Annotated in this window: 23 protein-coding genes; 7 read left to right on the top strand and 16 right to left on the bottom strand. The window is 72.3% G+C overall.

The genetic code is table 11. From position 1 onward, the window contains the following. Window positions 1-190 precede the first annotated feature (190 nt). From ACFPL3_RS09150 to ACFPL3_RS09195, 10 genes are all read right to left on the bottom strand, one after another. The gene (locus ACFPL3_RS09150) at window positions 191-556 is read right to left on the bottom strand and encodes a helix-turn-helix domain-containing protein (protein ID WP_343943091.1); all 366 of its coding nucleotides are present in this window, start codon (window positions 554-556) and stop codon (window positions 191-193) included. Next, window positions 547-744 carry a MerR family DNA-binding transcriptional regulator gene (locus ACFPL3_RS09155; RefSeq protein WP_343943090.1) on the bottom strand — a complete coding sequence of 66 codons (198 nt, stop codon included), beginning with the start codon at window positions 742-744 and terminating at the stop codon, window positions 547-549. Before ACFPL3_RS09155 ends, ACFPL3_RS09150 begins: the two co-directional genes overlap by 10 nt. 3 nt (window positions 745-747) lie before the next feature. Next, on the bottom strand, window positions 748-1,224 hold the full coding sequence (locus tag ACFPL3_RS09160; RefSeq protein ID WP_379588708.1) for an Rv3654c family TadE-like protein: 477 nt from the start codon (window positions 1,222-1,224) through the stop codon (window positions 748-750). Continuing rightward, complete coding sequence (locus ACFPL3_RS09165; RefSeq protein WP_343943088.1) at window positions 1,221-1,592, bottom strand: TadE family type IV pilus minor pilin; 372 nt, start codon at window positions 1,590-1,592, stop codon at window positions 1,221-1,223. Before ACFPL3_RS09165 ends, ACFPL3_RS09160 begins: the two co-directional genes overlap by 4 nt. Next, on the bottom strand, window positions 1,592-1,828 hold the full coding sequence (locus ACFPL3_RS09170) for a DUF4244 domain-containing protein (RefSeq protein WP_343943087.1): 237 nt from the start codon (window positions 1,826-1,828) through the stop codon (window positions 1,592-1,594). Before ACFPL3_RS09170 ends, ACFPL3_RS09165 begins: the two co-directional genes overlap by 1 nt. Before the next feature lie 38 nt (window positions 1,829-1,866). Continuing rightward, on the bottom strand, window positions 1,867-2,604 hold the full coding sequence (locus ACFPL3_RS09175; RefSeq protein ID WP_379588709.1) for a type II secretion system F family protein: 738 nt from the start codon (window positions 2,602-2,604) through the stop codon (window positions 1,867-1,869). After that, window positions 2,601-3,404 (bottom strand): type II secretion system F family protein, encoded by an 804-nt coding sequence (locus ACFPL3_RS09180; RefSeq protein WP_379588710.1) that lies wholly within the window; start codon window positions 3,402-3,404, stop codon window positions 2,601-2,603. Before ACFPL3_RS09180 ends, ACFPL3_RS09175 begins: the two co-directional genes overlap by 4 nt. Then, window positions 3,401-4,603, bottom strand: coding sequence for a TadA family conjugal transfer-associated ATPase (locus tag ACFPL3_RS09185; RefSeq protein ID WP_379588711.1), 1,203 nt, complete (start codon window positions 4,601-4,603; stop codon window positions 3,401-3,403). Before ACFPL3_RS09185 ends, ACFPL3_RS09180 begins: the two co-directional genes overlap by 4 nt. Next, on the bottom strand, window positions 4,600-5,712 hold the full coding sequence (gene ssd, locus ACFPL3_RS09190; protein WP_379588712.1) for a septum site-determining protein Ssd: 1,113 nt from the start codon (window positions 5,710-5,712) through the stop codon (window positions 4,600-4,602). The genes ACFPL3_RS09185 and ssd overlap by 4 nt, the downstream gene beginning before the upstream one ends. 251 nt (window positions 5,713-5,963) lie before the next feature. Continuing rightward, window positions 5,964-6,665 (bottom strand): GntR family transcriptional regulator, encoded by a 702-nt coding sequence (locus ACFPL3_RS09195; protein ID WP_343944543.1) that lies wholly within the window; start codon window positions 6,663-6,665, stop codon window positions 5,964-5,966. A 120-nt stretch (window positions 6,666-6,785) separates the two neighbouring features. Between ACFPL3_RS09195 and ACFPL3_RS09200 the strand changes: the two genes are divergently transcribed. The 5 genes from ACFPL3_RS09200 (at window position 6,786) to ACFPL3_RS09220 (ending at window position 12,942) form a co-directional block, all read left to right on the top strand. After that, window positions 6,786-8,078: an ABC transporter substrate-binding protein gene (locus ACFPL3_RS09200; RefSeq protein WP_343944544.1), complete on the top strand. Its 1,293-nt coding sequence runs from the start codon at window positions 6,786-6,788 to the stop codon at window positions 8,076-8,078. Further along, a complete protein-coding gene (locus tag ACFPL3_RS09205) occupies window positions 8,075-9,028 on the top strand; it encodes a carbohydrate ABC transporter permease (RefSeq protein WP_343944545.1) in 954 nt (317 codons plus the stop codon). Before ACFPL3_RS09200 ends, ACFPL3_RS09205 begins: the two co-directional genes overlap by 4 nt. Next, window positions 9,025-9,843, top strand: a complete 819-nt coding sequence (locus ACFPL3_RS09210; RefSeq protein WP_343944546.1) for a carbohydrate ABC transporter permease — start codon at window positions 9,025-9,027, stop codon at window positions 9,841-9,843. The genes ACFPL3_RS09205 and ACFPL3_RS09210 overlap by 4 nt, the downstream gene beginning before the upstream one ends. Beyond that, the gene (locus ACFPL3_RS09215) at window positions 9,840-11,906 is read left to right on the top strand and encodes an alpha-amylase family protein (RefSeq protein WP_343944547.1); all 2,067 of its coding nucleotides are present in this window, start codon (window positions 9,840-9,842) and stop codon (window positions 11,904-11,906) included. Before ACFPL3_RS09210 ends, ACFPL3_RS09215 begins: the two co-directional genes overlap by 4 nt. 205 nt (window positions 11,907-12,111) lie before the next feature. Then, the gene (locus ACFPL3_RS09220; protein WP_343944548.1) at window positions 12,112-12,942 is read left to right on the top strand and encodes an HAD family hydrolase; all 831 of its coding nucleotides are present in this window, start codon (window positions 12,112-12,114) and stop codon (window positions 12,940-12,942) included. A gap of 368 nt (window positions 12,943-13,310) precedes the next feature. Here the strand turns inward: ACFPL3_RS09220 and ACFPL3_RS09225 are convergent, their stop codons facing one another. Next, complete coding sequence (locus ACFPL3_RS09225) at window positions 13,311-14,054, bottom strand: oxidoreductase (RefSeq protein WP_343944549.1); 744 nt, start codon at window positions 14,052-14,054, stop codon at window positions 13,311-13,313. Window positions 14,055-14,315: 261 nt separating this feature from the next. Between ACFPL3_RS09225 and acs the strand changes: the two genes are divergently transcribed. Then, on the top strand, window positions 14,316-16,295 hold the full coding sequence (gene acs / locus ACFPL3_RS09230; RefSeq protein WP_343944550.1) for an acetate--CoA ligase: 1,980 nt from the start codon (window positions 14,316-14,318) through the stop codon (window positions 16,293-16,295). A gap of 610 nt (window positions 16,296-16,905) precedes the next feature. Here the strand turns inward: acs and ACFPL3_RS09235 are convergent. From ACFPL3_RS09235 to frc, 5 genes are all read right to left on the bottom strand, one after another. Continuing rightward, window positions 16,906-17,907: a TerC family protein gene (locus ACFPL3_RS09235; RefSeq protein WP_343944551.1), complete on the bottom strand. Its 1,002-nt coding sequence runs from the start codon at window positions 17,905-17,907 to the stop codon at window positions 16,906-16,908. 87 nt (window positions 17,908-17,994) lie between these two features. Continuing rightward, the gene (locus ACFPL3_RS09240) at window positions 17,995-18,591 is read right to left on the bottom strand and encodes a hypothetical protein (RefSeq protein WP_343944552.1); all 597 of its coding nucleotides are present in this window, start codon (window positions 18,589-18,591) and stop codon (window positions 17,995-17,997) included. 1 nt (window position 18,592) lies between these two features. Beyond that, window positions 18,593-19,999: an Nramp family divalent metal transporter gene (locus ACFPL3_RS09245; protein ID WP_343944553.1), complete on the bottom strand. Its 1,407-nt coding sequence runs from the start codon at window positions 19,997-19,999 to the stop codon at window positions 18,593-18,595. 280 nt (window positions 20,000-20,279) lie between these two features. Beyond that, window positions 20,280-22,415 carry an acetate--CoA ligase family protein gene (locus ACFPL3_RS09250; RefSeq protein ID WP_343944554.1) on the bottom strand — a complete coding sequence of 712 codons (2,136 nt, stop codon included), beginning with the start codon at window positions 22,413-22,415 and terminating at the stop codon, window positions 20,280-20,282. 3 nt (window positions 22,416-22,418) lie between these two features. After that, the gene (frc, locus tag ACFPL3_RS09255) at window positions 22,419-23,645 is read right to left on the bottom strand and encodes a formyl-CoA transferase (RefSeq protein ID WP_343944555.1); all 1,227 of its coding nucleotides are present in this window, start codon (window positions 23,643-23,645) and stop codon (window positions 22,419-22,421) included. A gap of 281 nt (window positions 23,646-23,926) precedes the next feature. On the opposite strand from frc, the gene ACFPL3_RS09260 reads away from it, so the two are divergent. Further along, window positions 23,927-24,904, top strand: a complete 978-nt coding sequence (locus ACFPL3_RS09260) for a 2-dehydropantoate 2-reductase (protein ID WP_343944556.1) — start codon at window positions 23,927-23,929, stop codon at window positions 24,902-24,904. The last annotated feature ends 25 nt before the right edge of the window (window positions 24,905-24,929 follow it).

Below are 24,929 nucleotides of genomic sequence, written 5' to 3' on the forward strand. Positions count from 1 at the left end.
CTCGGCGAGCAACAGCTCGGCGGGTTCGATATGTTGCGGCGCGGCCACCGCGGTAGATCCCTTTCAGTGAGTTCCTTGGTCGGTACTCATCAAGATCACGCGGTGGCCGTCTCACGATGCCACGCCGGGTATCAGCGAGGGACTCGTACACCACCTCCGAGGACGCAGCCGCTGGTCCGCCCAGCGATGGTCAGCCCCGGCGGCCGGTACCTGTGGGACGTGGACGATCTTCGGGACCAACTGCTGAGGCTGCGGACCCGGCCCGAGTAGTACGGCAGGACCCGGCGGCGGTGCCGATCCGGCCCGCCCACTGCGTCAACAACCTCTGTAGCAGCCGCACCCAGTCGGCCGGGGGAAGCGGCCTGTCGAGTGTGCTACGTCTCTTCGTCTCCCCTGCAAGTGCTCGCATCTGCTCGTGTACGTCTTCCAGATCCCACCGGTACTGACCGCCCGGGGTGACCAGAGTGGGCCGGAGCTTTCCCGTCCGTTGGTACCGCTGGATCGTCTTGATGGAGAGGCGCAGCTCCTTCGCCAGCTCCGCGGTCGTCAGCAGCACCCCTCAGCCCTCCGGCGGAGCTGCCGTAGCTGCTCCTCGACGTCGCCGAGTCGCCAACGTGGGTGGCCACCAGGGGTGTACAGAGCGGGCACCAGCTTGCCCTCCTGGGCCCACCGCTCGATGGATCGTGCGGTCAGCCCCAACTCACGGGCGACTTGCCCTGTGGTCAGCAGGCGTTCGGCACTCACGGCTCACCGCATGTCGGCAAGTCCGACCAGGACGGCTGTTCTGGCAGGCCTGGCAATGCTCGCTGCAGAGTCGGCCGGACCGTGTTCGCTGATCGTCGCGGACCTCGGATCGCCGAGGATGTCGGGTTCGGGGACCGGGCCGGCGCGGGCCCGGCCGGTGGCCCGGTCGAGGCCGGGCACACCGATCGGGATGGGAACGTCCACCTCGACCACGGCGTCCCACCCGTCGAGCAGGCACGACGTGACCGTGCCGCCGCCAGCCGCCACGATCTGCGCGGCGCGCCGGCACGCGGCGTCGACACCCTCGACGGCGACGGCGGCCGCCGCGAGCGCGGCCAGGTCGGCCGCCGCCTCCGCGCGGTGGCGGGCGAGGACGGCGGAGCCCAGGTGCAGGCCGACCAGCAGCACGGTGGTGATCACCGATATCCCGATCGCGGCCCAGATGGTGGCGCTGCCCCGGTCGTTCGCGTGGCGGCTCACGGTGGTGCTGCTCCAGGTTCGACGGCGGCCACGGCCCGGCCACCGATCCGCACCGGGAGCGGCCGCAGGACCTCGGCCGACACCTCGGCGACGACGAGGTCGCCGTCGGTGTGCAGCGCGATCCGCGCCCCGGACGGTGCCAGCTGGGCTGCGACCGCGTGGCCCCGGTCGGCCTCGCCGCGGGCGGCGAGCCGGGCGAGTTCGCGGGCGGCGTCGACGCAGCGGATCGATCCGCCTGCCGCGGCGAGCGCACCGACCGCCACCGTGAGGAACACCGCGAGCGTGCACAGGGCGAGCGCGGCCTCCACCGTGACCGCGCCCCGGTCGCGGTGGTGGTCGCGGTGGCGGTCGGGGGCCCGGGCGCCCATCAGAACGTGACCGTGAGGGCGCGTTCGACGAGCCCGGTGAGCGCGGTGAGGATCGAGTCGCCGGTGACCACCGTGTAGAGCAGCGCCCCGAAGGCCGCGGCGGCCACGGTGCCGATGGCGTACTCGACCGTGCTCATGCCGTCGTCGTCGCGGTAGAGGCTGCGCACCCGGATGGGCAGCGCCGCCGCGAGCCGGGAGCGGGTGCGGGCGGGACGGGCGGGGACGGGCAGGGACATCGGTCTCTCCTTCGTATTTCTCGTTGGGGGTGGTGTGCTCACCAGCGGGCGAGCACCTCGCCGGCCAGGCCGACGACGACGGGGGCGATGCCCAGCGCCAGGAACGCGGGCAGGAAGCACACGCCGAGCGGTGCGGTGATGTGGACGGCCGCGCGCTGGGCCTTCGCCTGGGCGGTGTCGAGCAGGCCGGCCCGGATGTGCTCGGCCTCGGCGCGCGCGACCTGCGCCAGGGCGGACCCGGTGCTCGCCGACCGTCCCGCGGCGCGCGCGAACGTGGTGAGCGCGGGGAGGCCTTCGGCGGCATACCAGGCGGCGGCCGCGTCGGCACCGAGCTCGAGCAGCCCTGCGGTGCGGCGCAGCTGCGCGCCGACGGCGCCGTGCAGCGGCTCGGCGGCCGCCGTGACCGCGAGGGCCACAGGCAGGCCCGCCTCGAGGCAGACCGCGAGGAGCTCCCACCCGGCCGCGAGCTCGGTGGCGGGCTCCGTGGCGAGTGCGGGGTGACGCCTGCTGCGGCGCAGCGCGACGACTCCGGCGCCCGCCGTCGCGACCGCGAGCAGCAATGCGCCCGCGGCGCCCGCGATCAGGCTGCCCAGCGCGCCGGCTGTGGCCGCGCCGACCGCGATCCACGCCGGGCGCACCGGCGGCGCCTCGGCGGCGGGCGGGGGAGCGGGGGCCTGCAGCGCCCGGAGCCGGTGGTGGCCGTGGCGGGTGCCGCAGGTGAGGAGCGCGGTGGCGAGGAGCACGAGTGCCGCCGCGTGGGCGGGGAAGCTGGTCACCGGGGCACCGCCGATCCGATGATCCGCTCCGACCAGGCGCTGCCGGCGGCCAGGAGCGCGACGCCGATGACGAGCAGCGCCTGCCCGAGCGGCCCGCCGCGCAGCACGCCGATCGGGTGGGCCCCGATCAGCTGCCCGAGCCCGATCCCGAGCACCGGGAGCGTGGTGAGCACGGCGGCGGTGGCGCGCGGCCCGGCCAGCTGCGCCCGCACGGTGGAGGCGAAGCGGACCCGCCAGCGGATGTCCTCGTGGGCCCGGCCGAGCAGGTCGGCGAGGGGGATGCCGTGGCGCTCGGCGAGGATCCACGCCGTGGCGATCCGTTCGACGTCGCCGCCGATCTCCGGCCGGCCCGCACCGCCCCGGCGCAACGCGGGCACGATGCCGTCGCCGAGGCGGGCCGCCACCGCGGCGGGGGCGAGCACGGAGCGGGCGTGCGGGCCGTCGGCGTCGATGCCGGAGAGGGCGGCGGCCGGGTGGCTGCCCGCGCGCAGCTCGTCGGTGATGCGGGCGACGGCGGCGGCGAGCTGCTCGGCGGCGGTGTCGCGCAGGCGGGCGGCGCGGTGCACGGCGCGCCGGTGGCGGACCACGAGCGCGACCAGCGCGCCGGCGAGCGCACCGCCGACCCCGGCCAGCGCGGCCCCACCGAGTGCGCCCGCGACGACCGGGCCGATCAGGTGCGGACCGCTGCGGTGGCGGGCGCGCCGGGCGGGCCACAGCGCGGCGAACCTCGCGACCCCGCGCGGGGGTGGGGCGCACCCGATGGCCGCGGCGAGGGCGGCGCAGGCGACGGCGGTGGTCACCACGGCAGCGCCACCTCCCGCTCCTGCAGGAGCGCGCCGAGGGCAGCGCGATCGGAGGTCCAGGAGTGGCTGCGGGTCCACACCGGCCGGACGGTGGTGGTGTGGTGGCCGGCCTGGTGGTCGCGGCCCAGGACGCCGACGGTGTCGAGCACGCGCTGCCCGGACGGCATGCGCCGCATGTGCAGCACGACCTGGACGGCGGCGGCGAGCTGGCTGTGCAGCGCGTCGCGGCCGAGGCCGCCCGCGGCCGCGAGCGCCTCCATCCGGGCAGGCACCTCGCCGGCCGAGTTGGCGTGGACGGTGCCCGCCCCGCCGTCGTGGCCGGTGTTGAGCGCGGCCAGCAGGTCGCACACCTCGGCGCCGCGGACCTCCCCCACGACCAGCCGGTCGGGCCGCATGCGGAGGGCCTGTCGCACGAGGTCGCGCAGCGTGACCCCGCCTGCCCCCTCGATGTTGGCGGGCCGGGCGACGAGCCGGACGACGTGCGGGTGGCGGGGGCGCAGCTCCTCGGCGTCCTCGACGCACACCACCCGTTCCCGCGGGTCGACGGCCGCGAGCAACGCGGCGAGGATGGTGGTCTTGCCGCTGCCGGTGCCCCCGGACACGACGAACGCGAGCCGGGCGGCGAGCACCGCCCGCAGGAGCGCCTCGCCCGTGGCGTCGAGGGTGCCCGACGCGCGCAGCGCCGTGAGGTCGTGGGCGGCCGGGCGCAGGACGCGCAGCGACAGGCAGGTGCCGTCGGCGGCGACGGGCGGGAGCACGGCGTGCAGCCGCACGCCTGCGTCGGCGACCCAGCCGTCGACGTACGGGCTGGCGTCGTCGAGGCGGCGGCCCGCGGCGATCGCGAGGCGCTGGGCGAGTCGGCGCACCGCGGCGTCGTCGGGGAAGCGGACCGGGGTGCGCTCGAGCCCGGCGCCGCGGTCGACCCACACCGAGGTGGGGCCGCAGACCAGGACGTCGGTGGTGCGCGGGTCGCGCAGCAGCTGGTCGAGCGGGCCGGCCCCGACGAACTCCTGGCGCAGGACCCGCAGCGCGGAGAGGACGTCGAGGTCGGAGGCGACCCCGCCGGACTCCGCCCGGACCGCCGCGGCCACGGCGGCCTGGGTGAGCTCGCCACCGGTGGCGGCCAGCCGGGAGCGCACCCGGTCGACGAGCGGGGTGGCGCCCGGGGCTGCGGCGCCGGTGCCCGGGGCGCTCATGACCGCGCCCCCGAGGCCGCCCGCACCGCCGCGAGCACGGAGCGCGCGGCGCCGGCGAGCGGGCCGTGGGGTCGGGGTGGCGCCTCGCCGCGTTCGAGCGCCCGCGCGAGCCCCGGCTCGGGACGCATGGCGGCGAGCAGCGGGACACCCACGGCCCGGGCCACCTCGTCGGCGTCGACGCCGCTCGGCGCCGGCCCGCGGACCACGGCGCGTACCGGTGGGCCGTGCCGGCCGAGCAGCGCGGTGACCCGGGCGGCCGCGGCCGAGGAGCGGACGTCGGCCGGGACGACGAGCGCGACGAGGTCGGCGACGGCCAGCGCGGCCGCCGCGGCGTCGGTGGGGTAGCGGGGGAGGTCGCACACGACGGTGTCGCCCGCCCGGCGGCCCGCCTCGACGACGGCGCGCACCGCTGCCGGGGTGGGGCCGTGGGTGCTGCGGTCGCAGGACAGGACGCCGAGCGCGCCGTCGCGGCGGCCGACCCGGGGTGAGGGCAGGGCCGCGTGGAGGGCCGCGGCGGGCACCCGGCCGCCCTCGACCCCGACGCCGGGCCAGCGCAGCCCGCCGAGGTCCTCCGCGCCGAGCACGAGGTCGAGCCCGCCGCCCAGCGGGTCGCAGTCGACGAGGAGCGCGCGGGCGCCCTCCCGCACGGCGGTGACGGCGACGGCGGCCGCGAGCACCGACGCCCCGGCCCCGCCACGCCCGCCGACGACGGCGAGCACGCTGCCTGCGGCGCGGGGGCCCTCCGCGGCGTCGGTGAGCGCGGCGACCAGCCACTGCTCGGCCTCGGGCAGGGCGACGACGTGCTCGGCGCCGACGGCCACGGCGTGTCGCCACACGGTGGCGGGTGGTTCGCCGCGCACCGCGAGCACGACGTCGCCCCGCCGGGGCAGCCCGGCCTGCGCGCACTGGGCGGCAGCCGGGGCGTCGAGCAGCACCAGCGGGGCGCTGCTCCAGAACGGCCGGGCCTGTGGGGGATCGACGGCGCGCTGCAGCTCGCAGCCCGCGGCCGCCGCGAGCCGCAGCAGCGCGTCGAGCAGGTCGGGGTCGGAGACCATGACCAGGCCTCGTGGCGGCTCGGGCCGCTGCTCCGTCGTGTCTCTCGATCGCACCGCTGCCTCCTCGTGGCCCCGGACGGGCGAGCCGGGTAGGAGCCAGGGTGGTCGGCGGAGGGGCGTCGTGGGAGACGATCACCAGAGCTGTGGAAAACCTGTGGTTGATGTGGACAACTCCGGATCAAGCCGGGCTGACCAGCACATCTGTGTCAGCCCCGTCCGGAAGAGTTGAGATCGGGGGTCCCTCCCGCGCCGATCCATCCACAGCGTTGCCCACAGGGTGAGCGGCCGGCGCCGCGACGGGTGGGTCAGGCGTCGACGCGGGGCGGTTCGTGCGGCTGCTCGTCGCGGGTGAGCCGGGCGACGAGCCGGTCCTGCGCGGCGCGCAGGTGGCCGGCGAGGTGCTCGGCGGCCGCCGCCTGGTCTCCCGCCTCGACCGCGGCGAGGATCGCGAGGTGCTCCGCGGCCACCGTGCGGGGGTCGGTGGTGCGGTGGGCCTGGAACTGGCCCATGGTGAGGTGCACCTCGCCCATGATCAGCTCGTGCATGCGGGAGAGCCGCTTGCTGCCCACTGCGTCGACGAGCGCGGTGTGGAAGGCGATGTCGGCCTCCACCTGGTGGGCGAAGTCCTTGTCGGCCACGGCGCGCTCGATGCGCTCCTGGGCGGCGCGGGCGGCGGCAGGCACCCGGCCCAGCTCGGCGAGGCGCTGCACGGCCCGGCGCTCGATGGAGTCGCGCGCGAAGAAGAGGTCGAGGATCTCGGCCACGTCGAGCTCGGGGACGACGGCGGTGCGGTGGGCGGTGCGGTGCAGCAGTCCCACGGCCGTGAGCCGTTCCAGGCAGGCCTTGGCGGTGGGCCGCGCCACCGTGTACTCGCTGACGACCCGCGCCTCGGTGACCTTCTCGCCGGGGGCGATCTCGCCGTTGATGATCCGCTGCCGCAGCGACTCGTAGAGCGCGTCGATCATCGACGAGGGCGCCAGCGTGAACCTCGGCGGGCTGGTCGACATGGCGGACACGCTACTGGGCCGCAAAATTGTTAGACAAGTATCTGCTGCATATTGACTGACAAGTACGCAGCTCCGTAGCGTCGGCTCGCCCGCGTTCACCTCAGGGCTGAGGAGCTTCGGATGAACCCCGTGAACCGACGACGATTCCTTCAACTGGTGGGGATGGGAGCCCTCGGCACTGCCGGGGTCACGGCTCTCGCCTCCTGCGGCGGCGGGTCGGGCGGCACCGCGATCCGCTACGCCTGGTGGGGCGACTCGAACCGGCAGCAGAAGTACACGGCCGCGCTGGACGCGTTCGTCGCGCAGAACCCCGGCATCGAGGTCCGGCCCGAGTTCGCCGACTACGACGCCTTCCAGGAGCGGATCACCGTGCAGACGGCCGGCCGCGACGTGCCGGACGTCTTCTGGATCCCGTCGCCGCAGGTCATGAGCTACCACGAGGCCGGGCTGTACCGGCGCCTCGACGACATCCCGTCGCTGGACCTGTCGGCGTTCAGCCCCACGCTGATCGACTCGTACCGGATCGACGGGGAGCTGAACACGCTCCCGCGCTCGGTGCTCACGGCCGCCGTGCGCTACAACCAGACGTTCCTCGACGAGGCGGGTGCCCAGCTCCCCGCCGACGGCGCCTGGACGTGGGACGGGCTGTCGGAGTTCCTGATCGAGTACACCCGCACCGCGTCCGGCGGCCGCAAGGGGATCCACTACAACGCGCAGGCCGACCTGTGCTTCGAGGCGTGGCTGCGCCAGCACGGGCAGGACCTGTGGACCGCCGACGGGCGGATGGGCTTCGAGGTCGACGCGCTGGCGGGCTGGTTCGAGTGGTGGGAGGTCCTGCGCCGGGCCGGTGCCGCCACGAACCTGAGCGAGCAGGAGGGTGCGCAACCGGAGTGGCCGGTCGTCGGCGACAAGGTGCTGATGACCTTCGGCAACTCGAACCACATCGCCGACGAGGCCCCGATGTTCCCCGACTACGAGTTCGGGCTGCGCCCGATGCCGGTGCTCGCGGACGCGGCCGCCGGGCACCGCTTCGGCTACCTGAGCCGCCTGGCCGTCTACCAGGGCATCGACGACGACAAGCTCGAGGCCGCCGGCCGCCTCGTCCACTTCAACATCAACGACCCGGCGATCCTCGGGATCGTCGGCCTCTCGGTCGGGGCGCCCGCCAACCCGCAGATGCTGCAGGCGGCCTACGCGGTGGCCAACGAGGACGAGAAGAAGATGCTCGCCGTCGTCGAGCAGGAGATGGCGGAGGAGCAGAAGCCGCGCTACGAGGCTCCGCCCGGGTCGGGCACGTGGCGCACGATCATGACCCGCGGGGTGGAGGAGGTGGCCCTGGAGCGGTCGAGCGTCGCCGACGCCGCCGCGCGGGTGGTGGCGGACATCGAGCGCGAGCTGGGCCGGGCGTCGTGACCCAGGAGACGCTCGTGCGACCGGTGGCGCAGAGCCCGCCGGTGCCGGCCCGCCGCAGGCGGCCCCCCTCGTTCCGCCGGCAGGGCGGCGCGGCACACGTGTTCCTGCTGCCCTTCCTGCTCGGGCTGGTGTTCGTCACGGCGGTGCCGCTGCTCGCGTCGCTGTACCTGTCGTTCACCGACTACGACCTGCTCCACGACCCCGAGCTGATCGGGCTGGAGAACTTCCAGCGCATGGTCTCCGACGAGCGGTTCTGGGCGTCGGTCGGCGTGACGCTGCGCTACGTGCTGGTCTCGGTGCCGCTGCAGCTGGCGTTCGCGCTGCTGCTCGCCGTGGTGCTGGACAAGGGGATGCGCGGTCTCGCGCTCTACCGCAGCGCCTTCTACCTGCCCTCGCTGCTGGGCTCCAGCGTGGCCGTCGCGATCCTGTGGCGGCAGTTGTTCGGCCACGAGGGCCTGGTCAACGGCGTGCTCGGCTGGTTCGGCGTGGAGGGCGAGAGCTGGCTGCAGAACCCCGACACCGCCCTGTCGACGCTCGTGGTGCTCAACGTCTGGACGTTCGGATCCCCGATGATCATCTTCCTGGCCGGGCTGCGGCAGATCCCCGAGGAGCTCTACGAGGCGGCGCGCGTGGACGGCGCGGGCAAGGTGCGGCAGTTCTGGAGCGTGACGGTGCCGCTGCTCACGCCGATCGTGTTCTTCAACCTCGTGCTGCAGACGATCGGGGCGTTCCAGGCGTTCACCCAGGCCCACATCATCTCCGGGGGCCAGGGCGGGCCGCTCGACTCCACCCTGTTCTACACGCTGTACCTGTACCAACAGGGGTTCCAGAGCTTCAACATGGGCTACGCGTCGGCGATGGCGTGGGTGCTGCTGGTGGTCATCGGGATCGTGACGGCGGCCCACTTCCTGCTCTCGAAGTACTGGGTGTTCTACGGGGACGAGCGATGAGGGCGGCCGTGCGGCACGTCGTGATGTGCGCGTTCGTGCTGGTGATGATCTACCCGCTGATCTGGATGGTGGTCAGCTCGGTGAAGCCGGGCAACCTCGTGCTGTCCGAGCCGGGGCTGACCCCGTCCGAGGTGACGTTCCAGAACTACCGCGACGGCTGGAACGCCCTCGACGAGCCGTTCTCGCTGTTCTTCCTCAACTCGCTGCTGGTGAGCGTCGGCTCGATCGTCGGGAACCTGGTGTCCTGCTCGCTGGCGGCCTACGCGCTCGCCCGCCTGGAGTTCCGCGGCCGGAAGCTGTACTTCGCCATCACGCTCGTGTCGGTGATGCTGCCGCTGCACGTGCTGGTGGTGCCGCAGTACATCTTCTTCTCGCAGCTGGACATGGTGAACACCTACTTCCCGCTGCTGCTGCCGAAGTTCCTCGCCACCGACGCGTTCTTCACCTTCCTCATGGTCCAGTTCATCCGCACGATCCCGCGGGAGCTGGACGCGGCAGCGTGGGTGGACGGCGCGGGCCCGTTCCGCATCTACTGGTCGATCGTGCTCCCGCTGATGAAGCCGGCGCTGGTCACCGCGGCGATCTTCACGTTCATCTGGACGTGGAACGACTTCTTCACCCCGCTGATCTACCTGACCTCCACCGAGATGTTCACGGTGCCGGTGGCGTTGAACTCGATGATGAGCTCGGAGACGGCGAACGGGGTGGGAGCGCTGTTCGCGATGTCCCTGCTGTCGCTGCTGCCGGTGCTCGTGTTCTTCGTGACGGCCCAGAAGTACCTGATCCGCGGTATCTCGACGACAGGACTCAAATGAACCTGCGCACCCCCGACTGGCACCGCACGGCCACGCGCTGGACGCAGCTGACGCTCACCGAGAGCGACCCGGGCCGGTTCGATCCCGCGTTCTGGGTCGACATCATGCGCCGCACGCGGTCCAACGCGACCTGCATCAGCGCGGGTGGCTACATGGCCTTCTACCCGACGCGGATCCCGTTCCACTACCGCAGCCGCCACCTCGGCGACGGCGACCCGTTCGGCGAGCTCGTGGAGGGTGCGCGCAGCCTGGGGATGCACGTGATGGCGCGCGTCGACCCGCACGCGGTGCACGCCGACGCGCTGGCGGCGCACCCGGAGTGGGTGGACCGCACGCCCGACGGCGAGCCGCGCGAGCACTGGGCGTTCCCCGGCACGTACGTGACCTGCCCGTTCGGCCCGTACAACCGGGAGTTCGTCACCGAAGTGGCGCGCGAGCTCGTGCGCGAGTACGACATCGACGCCGTGTTCGCGAACCGGTGGCAGGGCCACGGCGTGTCCCGCAGCGAGCACGCGCGCAGGGCGTTCTTCGACGCCACGGGCCACGAGCTCCCAGTGGAGCCGTACGACCCGGACGACCCCGCCTGGAAGGCCTACGTCCCGTGGCGTCGTCAGCAGCTCAGCGAGCTCGTGGCGCTGTGGGACACCGCGGTGAAGGACATCCGGCCGCACGCCCGGTTCATCCCGAACCTGGGGTCGCTCGCGGTGCACGAGCTCGACCGGGACCTGATCGAGCGCCACTACCCCTTCTTCGTGCTCGATCGGCAGAGCCGTTCGGGGATCGAGGCGCCGTGGGCCGCGGGCCGCAACGCCAAGCGCAGCCGCGGGGCGTTCCGCGATCGGCCGGTCGGACTGATCTCCTCCGTGGGGCCCGAGCACCACCAGCACCGCTGGAAGGACTCGGTGGCGAGCCCCGCGGAGATCCGGATGTGGATCGTGGACGGCTTCGCCCACGGCGGCTTCCCGTGGTTCACCAAGTTCAACGGGATGGTGCCCGACGACCGCTGGGTGGAGCCGGTGGCCGACGCGTTCGGCCTGCACGCCACCGTGGAGCCGGTGCTGTCGCGGATGCGGGTCACGGCGGACGTCGCGGTGTACGACGCGGCGGGCCCTGCGGGCGACCCGCACGAGGACGGCTTCCACCAGGCGCTGGTGGAGGCGCGGATCCCGTTCGAGTTCGTGTCGGCCACCCGGTTCACCGCCGAGGAGCTCGGCCGGTTCCGGGTGCTCGTGCTGCCCAACGCCGAGCGGATGAGCGACGAGGCCTGCGCGGTGGTGCGCGAGTTCGTGCGCGCGGGCGGCGGCGTGGTGGCCGGGCACCGGACGTCGCTGAGCACCGCGGACGGCGGCACGCGATCCGACTTCGGGCTCGCCGACGTGCTCGGCGTGCACCTCGAGGAGGACGTGCGCGGCCCGGTGAAGAACAACTACATCGCGCTGACCGGGGAGCACCCGGTGTCGGCCGGGTTCGGTGGTGCCGGGCGGATCATCGGCGGCACGCACCTGCTGCGCGTGGCGGCGGCCCCGGACGCCGACGTGCCCTTCCGGTTCGTGCCGGACTACCCGGACCTCCCGATGGAGGAGCTGTACGCCCGCCGCGCACCGGAGCACCCCGCAGTGGTGACCCGGCAGCGGCCGGGCGAGGGCCGCACCGTGCACGTGGCGTTCGACATCGGCTCGCTGTTCTGGGAGACCCTGCAGCCCGACCACGGCCGCCTCATGGCCGATGCGGTGACGTGGGCACTCGCCGAGCCGCCCCGGGTGGACGTGCGCGGGCCGGGGCTGCACGACGTGGCGGTGCACGAGGGCGAGGGCGAGCTCGCCGTGTGCCTGGTGAACCTCACCAACCCGATGGCGATGCGCGGCCCCGTGCGCGAGCTCATCCCGGTGGGCCCGCTCGCGGTGTCGGTGGCGTTGCCCGAAGGGGCCACCGGTGCGGTCGCCCGGCTCCTGGTGGGCGGCGCCGACGCGGAGGTGGCGGTGGCCGACGGCCGCGTGACGGTGGCCGTCGACTCCGTCGAGCTGCTCGAGGTGCTGCACCTCGCCTGGGTGACAGGCCGCTGAACGGGACGGCCCCCGCCAGGGGGGATTGGCGGGGGCCGTCGGTGGTTCAGCTCCGGGGGGTCGAGCTGAACCGTGTCCGGACACAGCCGGACAAACCCATCGTAGCCCCTGACGAGCGCATCCGCGCGATTCTGAGAGAAGAACTGGGGTGGTGTCGACCCGGACGCACGCGGGTGACCGATGGTGGTCTGGCAAGCTCGCCCGCGTGTCCGGTGCGCTCCCCCCGCAGCTGCCCGCCCGGGCGCCGGCCCGCTCCGGCGCCGCGGCCTTCTTCGACCTCGACAAGACCATCATCGCGGGGTCGAGCGCGCTCGCGTTCAGCCGGCCGTTCCGCCGGAAGGGGCTGATCAGCAGGCGGGCGGCGCTGCGCAGCGGTTACGCGCAGCTGCTGCTGGTGCTGGCCGGTGCCGACGCCGACACCATGGAGCTGCTGCGCAGGCGCATCACCGCGCTCTGCACCGGCTGGGAGGTGGCCCAGATCCGCAACATCGTCGCGGAGACGCTGCACGACATCGTCGAGCCGATGGTCTACGCGGAGGCCACGGAGCTGATCGCCGAGCACCGCGCGAACGGCGACGAGGTCGTGGTGCTGTCGGCGTCGGGCCAGGAGGTGGTGGAGCCGATCGCCGCGCTCGTCGGGGCCGACACCTGCCTGGCCACGCGCATGGGCGTCGTCGACGGCCGCTACACCGGCGAGATCGAGTACTACTGCTACGGCGAGGAGAAGGCCCGGGCCGCGCGCCAGATCGCCCAGGAGCGCGGGTACCGGCTGGAGGACTGCCGCGCCTACTCCGACTCGATCACCGACCTGCCGCTGCTGGAGGCCGTCGGGCATCCCACCGTCGTCAACCCGGACCGCTCGCTGCGCCGGGAGGCCGAGCAGCGCGGCTGGCCCGTGCTGACGTTCGTCGACCCGGTGGCGCTGCGGTTCCGGCGCCCGCCCCTGCGCACCACCCTCGCGGCGGCGGGGGTCGGAGCGGCGGCCGCGCTGGCCGCCGTCGGCTGGTACGCGTGGCGCCGACCGGCGCGCGCCTGAGCCCGCTGGGGTACGTGAGGGTGGCTGCGCGGTCGCTGATCGCCACCCTGCGTGCCTGAACCGGTGCACCTCTCGGCGGCCCTTGATGTGCTCCGGGTCACCGACTACAAAGGGCCGTACGGACCCCTGATCGGCCAGGGGCGGTGCGGTGGAGAAGCACCCGTCCACCCCGAGCAGGGCTCCGTGCGGGAAGGTCGGGCGCTCCACGCACAGCACGCCGCGGGAGGCATGTCGTCGTGGGCCTGCGTACCGGGACGCCGGACGCCGAGGCCACAACCACGACACGTAGTGCACGCCTGGATCTCGGACTTCCCGCGCAGGCGGGCGGCGTTCCTCGTGGGCGCCGCCCGCTTCGTGCGTTCGGGGCCTCAGGCCCGGGCGTCGGCGATGGACGTGCCCTCGCGCGCCCCCGCCTCCCACTGCGCGCAGCAGTGCAGCACCCATTCCCGCACGCCGTCGCTCGTGCCCCCGGCGAATGCGGCGGCCGCGCTGCGGTACTGCGCGGCGTGGCGCAGGTGCCCCACCTCCGGCACGGCGAGCCCCTTCGGGTCGAGACCTGCGGCCACCGCGGCGAGCCGGGCCGCGGCGCGGGCCACCACACCGTTCGCCTCCGAGAACGGCGCGAGCGCGAGGAGTTCGCCGTGCACCACCGCCACGAGCACCGGTCCGGGCGCCCGGGTGCCGCCCGTGACGAGGTCGGCGAGCATGCTCAGCCGCGCCGCCACCCCCGGGGCGCTACGGGGGCGGCCCAGCTCCGCCTCGTGCCGGTCGGCAGGCACCAGGTCCGCTGCCGCCACGACGTGCAGGCGGGCGAGCGCCTGCAGCGGGGAGCTGCGCCAGGCGCCGAGCAGCCGCCCGCTCTCCTCTGCGGCCCGCACGGCGCCCGCGAGCACGGGGTCGGCCGCGGTGTCGCCCGGTTGGAGCGCGGCCCCCTCCAGCGCAGCGGACGCGCGGGCGGCGCGCAGGCTCGCCTCGGCTGCGCTCGCCGGCCACCCCCGCCGGTTCACCGGGTGGTTGTGCACGGCCACCAGCGCGTCCCGCGCCCGGGCGACGGCCTCGGGCACGCCGGGCAGCTCGAGCAGCGGGGCCAACGGATCGGAGGTCACGGCCACCGGGGCATGCTGTCACCCGCGTCGCGGGCCGCGGTGCGCGGTGCCGTCCAGCTCGTGGAGCGGGGTGCCCTGGCGCCGGGTTCGCGGGGCCGCCGTTGCCCGGCCGCCGGTCGGACGTTCGTCGACCGTCCGGCAAAAAGGCCCCGACCTGTCCGGACCGACGGTGCATCGGGCCGTGCGGCGCACTAGCGTCGAACGGCAAGCATGCTTCAGCCGGGCGCGCCGCCGCCCGGCGCGACGCCCAGGACCAGGAGGGCATTGATGGCCGAGGAACACGCCACGCTGAGCAACCTGTCCACCGAGAACCGGAGCTTCCCGCCGAGCGCCGAGTTCGCCGCGCAGGCCAACGCCACGGCCGACTGGTACGACCGCGCCGACGCCGACCGCGAGGCGTTCTGGGCCGAGCAGGCGGAGCGGTTGCACTGGGACCAGAAATGGGACCGGGTGCTGGACTGGGACGCGCCGTTCGCGAAGTGGTTCGTCGGCGGCAAGCTGAACGTGGCCTACAACTGCGTCGACCGGCACGTCGAGGCGGGACACGGCGAGCAGGTGGCGTTCCACTGGGAGGGCGAGCCCGGTGACACCCGCACCATCACCTACGCCGACCTGCAGCGCGAGGTCAGCAAAACGGCGAACGCGCTGATCGAGCTGGGCATCGGCTCGGGCGACCGGGTGGCCATCCAGCTGCCGATGATCCCGGAGGCCGTGTTCTCCATGCTGGCGTGCGCGCGGTTGGGCGCCATGCACAGCGTGGTGTTCGGCGGGTTCTCGCCCGGTGCGCTGAAGGCCCGCATCGAGGACGCCGAGGCGAAGCTGCTGATCACCTCGGACGGCCAGTTCCGCCGGGGCAAGCCCGCGCCGATGAAGGCCAACACCGACGAGGCCACGGCGCAGACGCCCACGATCGAGCACGTGCTCGTGGTCAAGCGCACCGAGATCGACGTGCCCTGGACCGAGGGCCGCGACGTGTGGTGGCACGACCTGGTGGACAAGCAGTCCGACCAGCACACCCCGGAGGCGTTCGACTCCGAGCACCCGCTCTACATCCTCTACACGTCCGGCACCACCGGGAAGCCGAAGGGCATCCTGCACACCTCCGGTGGCTACCTCACCCAGTGCGCCTACACGCACCACGTGGTCTTCGACCACAAGCCCGGCGAGAGCGTCTACTGGTGCACCGCCGACATCGGCTGGGTCACCGGGCACAGCTACATCGTGTACGGGCCGCTGGCCAACCGGGCCACGTCGGTGATGTACGAGGGCACCCCGAACACCCCGCACGAGGGCCGGCACTGGGAGATCATCCAGAAGTACGGCGTCTCGATCTACTACACGGCCCCCACGCTGATCCGCACGTTCATGAAGTGGGGCCACGACATCCCGGAGAAGTACGACCTGTCGTCGCTTCGGGTGCTGGGCAGCGTCGGCGAGCCGATCAACCCCGAGGCCTGGATGTGGTACCGGGAGCACATCGGCCGCAACAACTGCCCGATCGTCGACACCTGGTGGCAGACCGAGACCGGCGCGATCATGATCTCCCCGTTGCCGGGGGTCACGGCCACGAAGCCGGGCTCGGCGATGCGGCCGCTGCCCGGGATCAGCGCCGAGATCGTCACCGACGAGGCCAAGCCGGTCGGCCCGGGCGGTGGCGGGTACCTGGTGCTGGACAAGCCGTGGCCCTCGATGCTGCGCGGCATCTGGGGTGACGAGGAGCGCTACCGCGAGACGTACTGGTCGCGCTTCGCCGACCAGGGCTACTACTTCGCGGGCGACGGCGCCAAGTACGACGACGACGGCGCGATCTGGCTGCTGGGCCGGGTGGACGACGTGATGAACGTGTCCGGCCACCGCATCTCCACCACCGAGGTGGAGTCGGCGCTGGTGAGCCACCCGACGGTGGCCGAGGCGGCCGTCGTGGGCGCGTCCGACGCCACCACGGGGCAGGGGATCGTCGCGTTCGTGATCCTGCGCGGCAACGTGGCGCAGGACGAGGCCAAGGGCGCCGACGCCATCAAGGCCCTGCGCGACCACGTCTCCAAGGAGATCGGCCCGATCGCGAAGCCGCGTCAGATCATGGTCGTCGACGAGCTGCCGAAGACCCGGTCCGGCAAGATCATGCGCAGGCTCCTGCGCGACGTGGCCGAGAACCGCGAGATCGGCGACGTCACCACGCTGGCCGACTCGTCGGTGATGGACATGATCTCTGCGGGCCTGCAGGACACCAGCCGCTCGGAGGACTGAGCCGGCGGTGGGTGCGGGTGCCGCGGCACCCGCACCCACCCACCCCTGTCGTCACTGTCGACGTGCCGCTCGACGCGGTCGCCGTGCCCCGTGAGGATCGGACCGAGGCGCACACAGCTGCTGTCGTAAGAACAACCAGGTCCTGCTGATCACCACGACGCCCGCATGCTCGACGCGAGCAGCACCTCACTGCCGTGGTGCGAGCAGTGGCGTACTGCTCGCGACGATCAACACCGCAGAGCCGGACCGAGAAGTACACCGCCGTACCTGCGACGACCGTCAGGTTCTGCTGATCATCGACAGCGCGCCACGGCCACCGCCATCTCCGCCCGAGCAGCACGTCACGGCTGCCACCCGGGTGTGCTCCTCGCGGAGCAGACCGAGGCGCACCCCGCCTCTGCAGCGAGGACACCCAGGTTCTGCTGATCATCCGGGTCTGGGCCGGCTGCCCTCGCGATCAGCGCAAGCAGCACCTCACCGCTTCGGCCGTGCAGAGGTGTACTGCTCGCAGCGATCAACGGTCGCGAGCAGGACCTCCGCGTTGCTGTGCGTGCAGTGGCGTACTGCTCGCGGCGATCAACTTCCGACGGCCGCCGCCCACGAGCGCCGGTCAGGCGCCGGAGGCCCGGCTGCTCGGCTCGCTCACGTCGTCGTCGGGCGTGGCCGAAGCGGCGGCGTCGCGGCGGGACTTCGCGAGGCTCGCCACCGTCGTCACCGCGAGCGTGCCGACGATGACGGCGAGGGACACGACGATCGGCACCTCGGGCGCCCACGAGACGCCGTGGTGGTGCATCGCCTCGAGGATGAGCTTCACGCCGATGAAGGCGAGGATGAACGCCAGGCCCTTGCTGAGGTACACGAGCCGGTCCAGCAGCCCGCCGATCAGGAAGAACAGCTGCCGCAGCCCCATCAGGGCGAAGGCGTTGGCCGTGAACACCAGATACGGCTCCTGGGTCAGGCCGAAGATCGCCGGGATGGAGTCGAGGGCGAACAGCAGGTCGGTGGTGCCGATGGCCACCATCACGATGAGCATCGGGGTCACCAGCCTGCGGCCGTCCACCACGGTGGTCATCCGCGCACCCTCGTACCGGTCCGTGGACGGCACCACCCGCCGGACGAACAGCAGCGCCCGGTTCTCCTTGAACTCCTCGTCCTCGTCACCGTGGCGGATGAGCTTCCAGGCCGTGTAGATGAGGAACGCGCCGAACAGGTAGAACATCCAGTCGAAGCGTTCGATGGCCTCCGCGCCCAGCGCGATGAAGATGCCGCGCAGCACGAGCGCGAGCACGATGCCGATCAGCAGCACCTTCTGCCGGTAGTCGCGGGGCACCGCGAACCGGCTCATGATCAGCACGAAGATGAACAGGTTGTCCACCGACAGCGAGTACTCGGTGATCCAGCCGGCGAAGAACTCCCCGCCGTACTGCGATCCCGCCACCGTCGTCACACCGATCCCGAACGCGATCGCGAGCGAGACGTAGACGAGCACCCAGATGGTCGACTCGCGCATGGACGGATCGCGCGGGTTGCGGGCCACGAGGTAGAAGTCGAACGCGATCACCACGAGGAAGGCAGCGATCGTCGCGATCCACGCCCAGGTCGGTATGCCCATCTCTCTCCTGTCGGAATGCGGCGTGCCGCAGCGGCGGCGGAGCGGGAACGGCGCGGCGGGGGCGGGTGCCCCTCGCCGCGCCGTCCGTCACGAGGACCGGCGGGTGCGCGCCCGGGCGGCGGCCCCGGTGGCCCGGGGCTTCCCGGGCGCGTCGCGGGCGGCTCGCCGGGCCCGCTTGGCCTCCCTGGCGGCCCACACCGCTTCGGCGTGGGCGGCGTAGCGGGCGTAGACCCGCTGCGCGTAGGGGTTGTGGTCCTTGATGTGGATCAGCCAGCCGGGGATGAGGCGCTCGTGGAGCCAGATGAACCCGATGGCGAAGCCCATGCTGACCAGCGCCTGGAACAGCAGGAACGTGAGCACGTCGTCCGGTGGCGCCGGGTCGCCGCCCAGGAACACCGGGGTCAGCGTCTCGTGCGCCAGGCGGGCGAGGGGGAAGCCCACGATCCACAGCAGGGCGACGGGGGCGAACGTGCCCGGCTGGGCGTACCCGAGCCCGACGAGCACGCCGTAGCAGCCGCCGACCACGGCGAGCGGGACGGCGAGCATGACGGCCCCGGTGAGCGCCCAGCCGAGGGGCTGGCCGACGAGTACGGCCAACCCCCCGACGACGGCGCCGGCGAGCACCCCGATCACGGCGCCGGGGGCACCGAGCTCGGCGAGCTGACGTGCGCGGATCAGCGACATGTCAGCTCACGATCACGCCGAAGCGGATCAGGCTGTAGAAGAGCATCCCCAGGTAGAAGAACGCGCCGAACCCGATGATGAGGTTCGTCCACAGCTTCGGCCGGATCGGCTTCGGCAGCAGCCTGTTGTTCACCAGGAGGAGCACCACGCAGTACGCGCCCATGGCGAACGTGGACAGGAACGCGAGGATGTCCAGGATCGCGGCAGGCCCGTCGGCGGGACCCCACAGCAGGATGCAGATCCCGAAGATGATCACGCCCCAGAGGAAGCCCGCGTACAGGTGGGCCATCCGGAACCGCTTCATGCCGGGCACGAAGTGGTAGGTCATGTCCGACTGCCCCCGGGCGAAGGAGTCGAACAGACCGAGCGTGGCGTTGAGGCCGATCAGCGCGATGAATCCGAGGAACACCGTGCCGAGCACCGGCATGCCGACGCCGCCGAACGAGTCGGACATCGCCTGCAGCGCGGCCGACCGGTCACCGTCCCGGAGCAGTGCGACGACGTCCGGGCTCTGCCGGGCCGCCGACTGCGCCAGCACGGTGAACGAGATCGTGACCAGCATCGTGATCCCCCAGAACAGCAGGATCGCGTCGAACGTGACCCAGCGCCGCCAGCCCTTCCACTTGCGCATCTCGTCCGGGTCGTCGGTGTCGAACATGAAGCCGCGGGAGGGCTGCTCCTCCTCCTCGCCCGCGGCGCGCAGGCCGCGCAGCTGGGGGATGTGCGCGCCCATGCCGGCGCCCTTGTCACGCAGGTGCAGCGTGTACCACATCTGCTGCATGCCGGACGGGCCCGCGAAGGCGACCGAGCCGACGATCACGGGGAACCACTCCGCGGACAGCGCCTCCTGCGGGAGGTAGCCGAACGCGAACATGCCGGTGATCGTGCTGGTGAGGTCGCCCCACGTGCCGACGAGCGACGCGATGATCGCTGTGCCCAGCACCAGCACGCCGATGAGGATCGACAGGATGCTCTCGACGACGTTGTAGATCACCTTGGCGAGCGTGAACAGCGTGCCGACCATCAGCATGCCGATGATCGCGGCCACCTGCCACGGGACCCCCGTGGCCTGTTCGAACGCGCTCGCCCCGGCCGAGAGGTGCCCCGGCCAGATGTAGATCAGGATCGCGATCGTGAAGAAGAACCACATGACCGGTTTCCAGATGCGCGCGGCGCCGGTGAAGATGCTCTCCCCGGTGGCCATCGCGTAGCGCGCCATCTCCAGCAGGACGAACGCCTGCAGGGTGACACCGATCAGGAACAACCAGCGGATCTCGGGCCCGAACAGCAGCACGAGCCGCGGCCACATGTAGGACTCGCCCATGCCCACGCCGAGGGCGACGAGGAAGACCGTCGGCCCGATGAGGTGGACGGACGGGGGAGCTTCCGGCAGCTTGCGGATGGGCATCGGTTCGAGCCCACCCGCCCGCCATACTCGTTCGGCGCCTGCAGGGGCAGCCGTGTGCGCGGCCGGTAGGCCCGCGTCGGGTTGCTTGGAAGTCGTCACTGGTGGACCTCTCCGTTGGGATCTCCTGGGTGGTTGACTGCCCTGGCCCTGCACTTCCTCCTCGTCTCTCGACGTGGCCACCGGCCGGCCCGGCAGGCTTCCCGGCGGGTGGGCGAGATCCGCGGGGAGCCGGCCGGGCCGACCGATCCGAGCCGGTGGCGGGCACCGGCCTGGCGTTGTCTCAGATCAGGCCCGCGCTGCGAGCCCAGCGGTACTTGGCGCCGAGCACGGCCACCGGCTTCTCCGTCGTGTACGGGTAGGCGACGATCCCGTGGTCGTAGAGGTACGTGCTCGCCTCCTCCACCTCGACGTCCCCGGCGAGTGAAGCCACCACCGGCTTCTCGATCCCCTTCTCCCTGGCCTCGGCCACCACGCGAGCGGTGAGCTCGGCGAAGACCATCGGTGGGGTCACGATGGTGTGCCAGTAGCCCAGGATCAAGGCGTGGATCCGGTCGTCCTCCAGACCGAGCCGGATGGTGGCCTCGTAGGTGGAGGGCGGCTCGCCACCGGTGATGTCGACGGGGTTGCCCGCGGCACCGAACGGCGGGATGAACTTCCGGAACGCCTCGTCGAGGTCCGGCGGGATCTCCATCAGCGACATCCCGTTGTCCACCACCGCGTCGGACAGCAGCACCCCGGACCCGCCTGCGCCGGTGATGATGACGACGTTGTCGCCCTTCGGCGTGGGCAGCACCGGGACACCGCGGGCGAACTCCAGCATGTCGTTCAGCGAGTAGGCCCGCACCACGCCGGACTGGCGGAGGATGTCGTCGTAGACCTTGTCGTCGCCGGCCAGCGCGCCGGTGTGCGAACCCGCTGCGCGCGCCCCCATCGCCGTGCGGCCCGCCTTGAGCACCACCACGGGCTTCTTCTTGGTGATGCGCTGCGCCGCCTCGACGAACGCCCGGCCGTCCTTGAGGTCCTCGAGGTGCATGGCGACGACCTTGGTGTCGTCGTCCTGCTCGAAGTAGGTGAGCAGGTCGTCCTCGTCGAGGTCGGACTTGTTGCCCAGGCCGACGATCGCCGAGACACCGGTCTTCGTGGTGCGGCTGAACCCGAGGATCGCCATGCCGATGCCGCCGGACTGCGACGTCAGCGCCACCCCGCCCTTGACGTCGTAGGGGGTGCAGAACGTCGCGCACAGGTTCTGCGGCGTGTAGTAGTAGCCGTAGATGTTCGGCCCGAGCAGGCGCACGCCCTGCTCCCGGCCGATCCGCACGATCTCGTCCTGCAGCTCGTGGTTGCCGGTCTCGGCGAACCCGGACGGGATGAGCACCGCGGCCGGCACGTTCTTCTCGCCGACCTCGCGCAGCGCCTGCGGCACGAACTTGGCCGGCACGGCGAACACCGCCACGTCGACGTCGCCGGGCACGTCGCCGATGCTCTTGTAGGCCTTCTTCCCGAGGATCTCGTCGGCCTTCGGGTTGATCGGGTAGATCTCGCCGGCGTAGCCCCCGTTGATGAGGTTCTTCATCACGGAGTTGCCGATCTTGCCGTTCTCGGCCGACGCCCCGATCACGGCCACCGCGTTCGGCCGCATCATGCGGTTCATCGTCGCCAGGATCTCCTCCTGGCTGTAGCGCACCGGCTCGGCGGGCTCCTCGGCGTCGAGCAGGATCCGGACGTCGGCCGCGGACGCGCCGTTCGCGCGGGCGAACACCGGGTTGAGGTCGAACTCGCGGATCCGCGGGAAGTCGGTGACCAGGTCCGACAGCCTGCGGATGACGTCCGCGAGCGCGTCGGCGTCGGCGGGTTCCGCCCCGCGCGCTCCCTTGAGCACCTCCGCCGCCTGGATGTCGTCGAGCATGCCGCGGGCGGTGGCGGCGTCGACCGGGGCGAGCCGGAACGTGGCGTCTTTGAGCACCTCGACCAGCACGCCACCGAGGCCGAAGAGCACCACCTTGCCGAACGTCGGGTCGGTGGTGGCGCCGATGATCACCTCGTGGCCGCCGGTCAGCAGCTGCTGGACCTGCACGCCGTCGATGTCGGCCTCGGCGTCGTACGCCTTCGCGTTGGCGATGATCTCGTCGAACGCGGCGCGGACGTCGGCGTCGCCGGAGACACCGACCTTGACGCCGCCTGCCTCCGTCTTGTGCAGGATGTCCGGCGACACGATCTTCATCACGACCTTGCCGCCCAGCTCGGCGGCGAGCTGCACGGCGTCGTCGGCCGTGCTGGCCAGGCCCTCGCCCGGCGTCGGGATCCCGTACGCCTCGCAGACCCGGCGGCCCTCCGGCGCGGTCAGCGAGTCCCGGCCCTCCGCGAGCGCCTTGTCGAGGACGTCGCGTACGGCGTCCTTGTCGTAGCCGGCTCCCATTGCTCAGATCACCCCGTTCGTCTTGAGCTCGGCGAGGCGCTGCGGATCCAGGCCCAGCTCGCGCACGTACACGTCCTCGTTGTGCTGGCCGAGCAGCGGCGAGGTCTCGACCTTCACCGGGGAGTCGGACAGCTTGATCGGGCAGCCGACGGTCTTGAACGCGCCGCGCTCCGGGTGGTCGACGGTGACGATCATGTTGTTGTCGACCAGTGACGCGTCCTCGATCAGCTCCTTCGTGGAGAGGATCGGGCCGCAGGGGATGTTGTGGGCGTTCAGCTCGGCGAGCGCGTCCCACTTGCTCAAGCCCGCCGACCACTCCTCGATCAGCTGGAACATCTTGTCCAGCTTCGGCAGGCGGGCCTCCGGGGTGGCCCACTCGGGGTCGTCGGCCAGCTCGGGCCGGCCGATCAGCTTCGCGATCGGGGCCCAGCCCGGCGGCTGCACGATCACGTAGATGTAGTCGTTGGGTCCGCCCGGCGCGCACTTCACGGCCCAGCCGGGCTGCCCGCCGCCCGAGGCGTTGCCCGAGCGGGGGACCTCGTCGCCGAACTCCTCGTTCGGGTACTCGGCCAGCGGGCCGTGCGTCAGCCGCTGCTGGTCGCGCAGCTTCACCCGGCACAGGTTGAGCACCGCGTGCTGCATCGCCACCGTGACGCGCTGGCCGCGCCCGGTGCGCCCGCGCTGGACGAGGGCGGCGAGGATCCCCGCCACGGCGTGCATCCCGGTGCCGGAGTCGCCGATCTGTGCGCCGGTGGCCGTCGGCGGGCCGTCCTCGAACCCGGTGGTGCTCATCGAGCCGCCCATCGCCTGGGCGACCACCTCGTAGGCCTTGTAATGGGTGTAGGGGCCCTCACCGAATCCCTTGATGGAGGCGTACACCAGGCGCGGGTTCAGTTCCTGCAGCCGATCCCACGTGAATCCCATGCGGTCGACGGCGCCGGGTCCGAAGTTCTCGACGAGCACATCGGACTTCTTCACCATGTCGATGAAGAGCTGCTTTCCCTCTTCGCTCTTCATGTTGAGAGTGATGCTGCGCTTGTTGCAGTTCAGCATCGTGAAGTACAGGCTGTCGACGTCGGGCAGGTCCCGCAGCTGCTTGCGCGTGATGTCCCCGCCCGGGGCCTCGAGTTTCACCACGTCCGCGCCGAGCCAGGCCAGGATCTGGGTGGCCGACGGGCCCGACTGGACGTGGGTCATGTCCAGGACTCGGATTCCTTCCAGCGCGCTCACCTATCGCCCCCTGATCACTTGTCCGTCGTCTGGTGGATGACCCGCACGTCGATGAACGGGGGCGGATCGCCGGACCCGTTGCGAGCGGCGCTTCCGGAGATCGTCTGCGTCATGGGAAGCATCTCCTCGTCGTCGCCGCCCAGGAGCTCGACGGCCTGTCTACTGCATACGGTATGGCTGTCTTGGTACTCCTCGGGAGAGCGCTTGTCCAGAGGAACCTTGACGAACGGTCGACTCCATACTGCATACTGCATCCACAACACCGAGGACGGGAGCCCGACGTGAAGGTTGCTGTGCTGGGGGCAGGTGCGATCGGTGCGTACGTGGGAGCGAGCCTCAGTCGGGCGGGTGCGGACGTGCACCTCGTGGCCCGCGGTCCGCACCTCGCGGCGCTGCGGGAACGAGGGGTCGAGGTGCGCAGTCCGCGGGGAGATTTCTCCGCCCACCCGCACGCCACGGACGACCCCGCGGAGATCGGCCCGGTCGACCACGTGTTCCTGGGGTTCAAGGCCAACGCCTACGCGGCGGCGGGGCCGATGGTGGCGCCGCTGCTGCACGAACGCACCACGATCATCGCCGCCCAGAACGGGATCCCCTGGTGGTACTTCCACCGCCTGCCCGGCCCGTTCGACGGCCACCGGATCGAGAGCGTCGACCCCGGCGGTGCCGTCACCCGCGCCCTCCCGCTGGAGCGCGCCGTCGGCTGCGTCGTCTACGCCGCCACCGAGATCGAGTCACCTGGCGTGGTCCGCCACCTGGAGGGCACCCGCTTCTCCATCGGCGAGCCGGACATGACGGTCTCCGCGCGCTGCACCGAGTTCGCGGACGCGATGGTCGCCGGGGGCCTCAAGTGCCCCGTGGAGGCCGATCTGCGCCGCGACATCTGGATCAAGCTGATGGGCAACATCGCCTTCAACCCGCTCAGCGCGCTCACCCGGGCCACGATGGCCGGGATCTGCCGGCACGCCGGCACCCGCGCGCTCGTCGCACGGATGATGGAGGAGACCCTGGAGGTGGCCCACAGCGTGGGCTGCCACCCGGAGATCTCCGTGGAGAAGCGGCTCGCGGGCGCCGAGCGCACCGGGGAGCACAAGACCTCCACCCTGCAAGACCTCGAACGCGGCCGCCCCATGGAGCTCGACGTGCTCCTGACGGCCGTGGTGGAGCTCGCCGACCTCGCCGGGGCCGAGGTGCCCACGCTGCGGGCCATCACCGCGGTGGCGGACCTCCTCAACCAGCAGGTGGCCGCGGCTTCCTGAGCGTACGAACGGCACCCTCGTCCCG

The sequence above is a fragment of the Pseudonocardia zijingensis genome (genome assembly GCF_042657305.1).
Lineage (GTDB): Bacteria > Actinomycetota > Actinomycetes > Mycobacteriales > Pseudonocardiaceae > Pseudonocardia > Pseudonocardia zijingensis.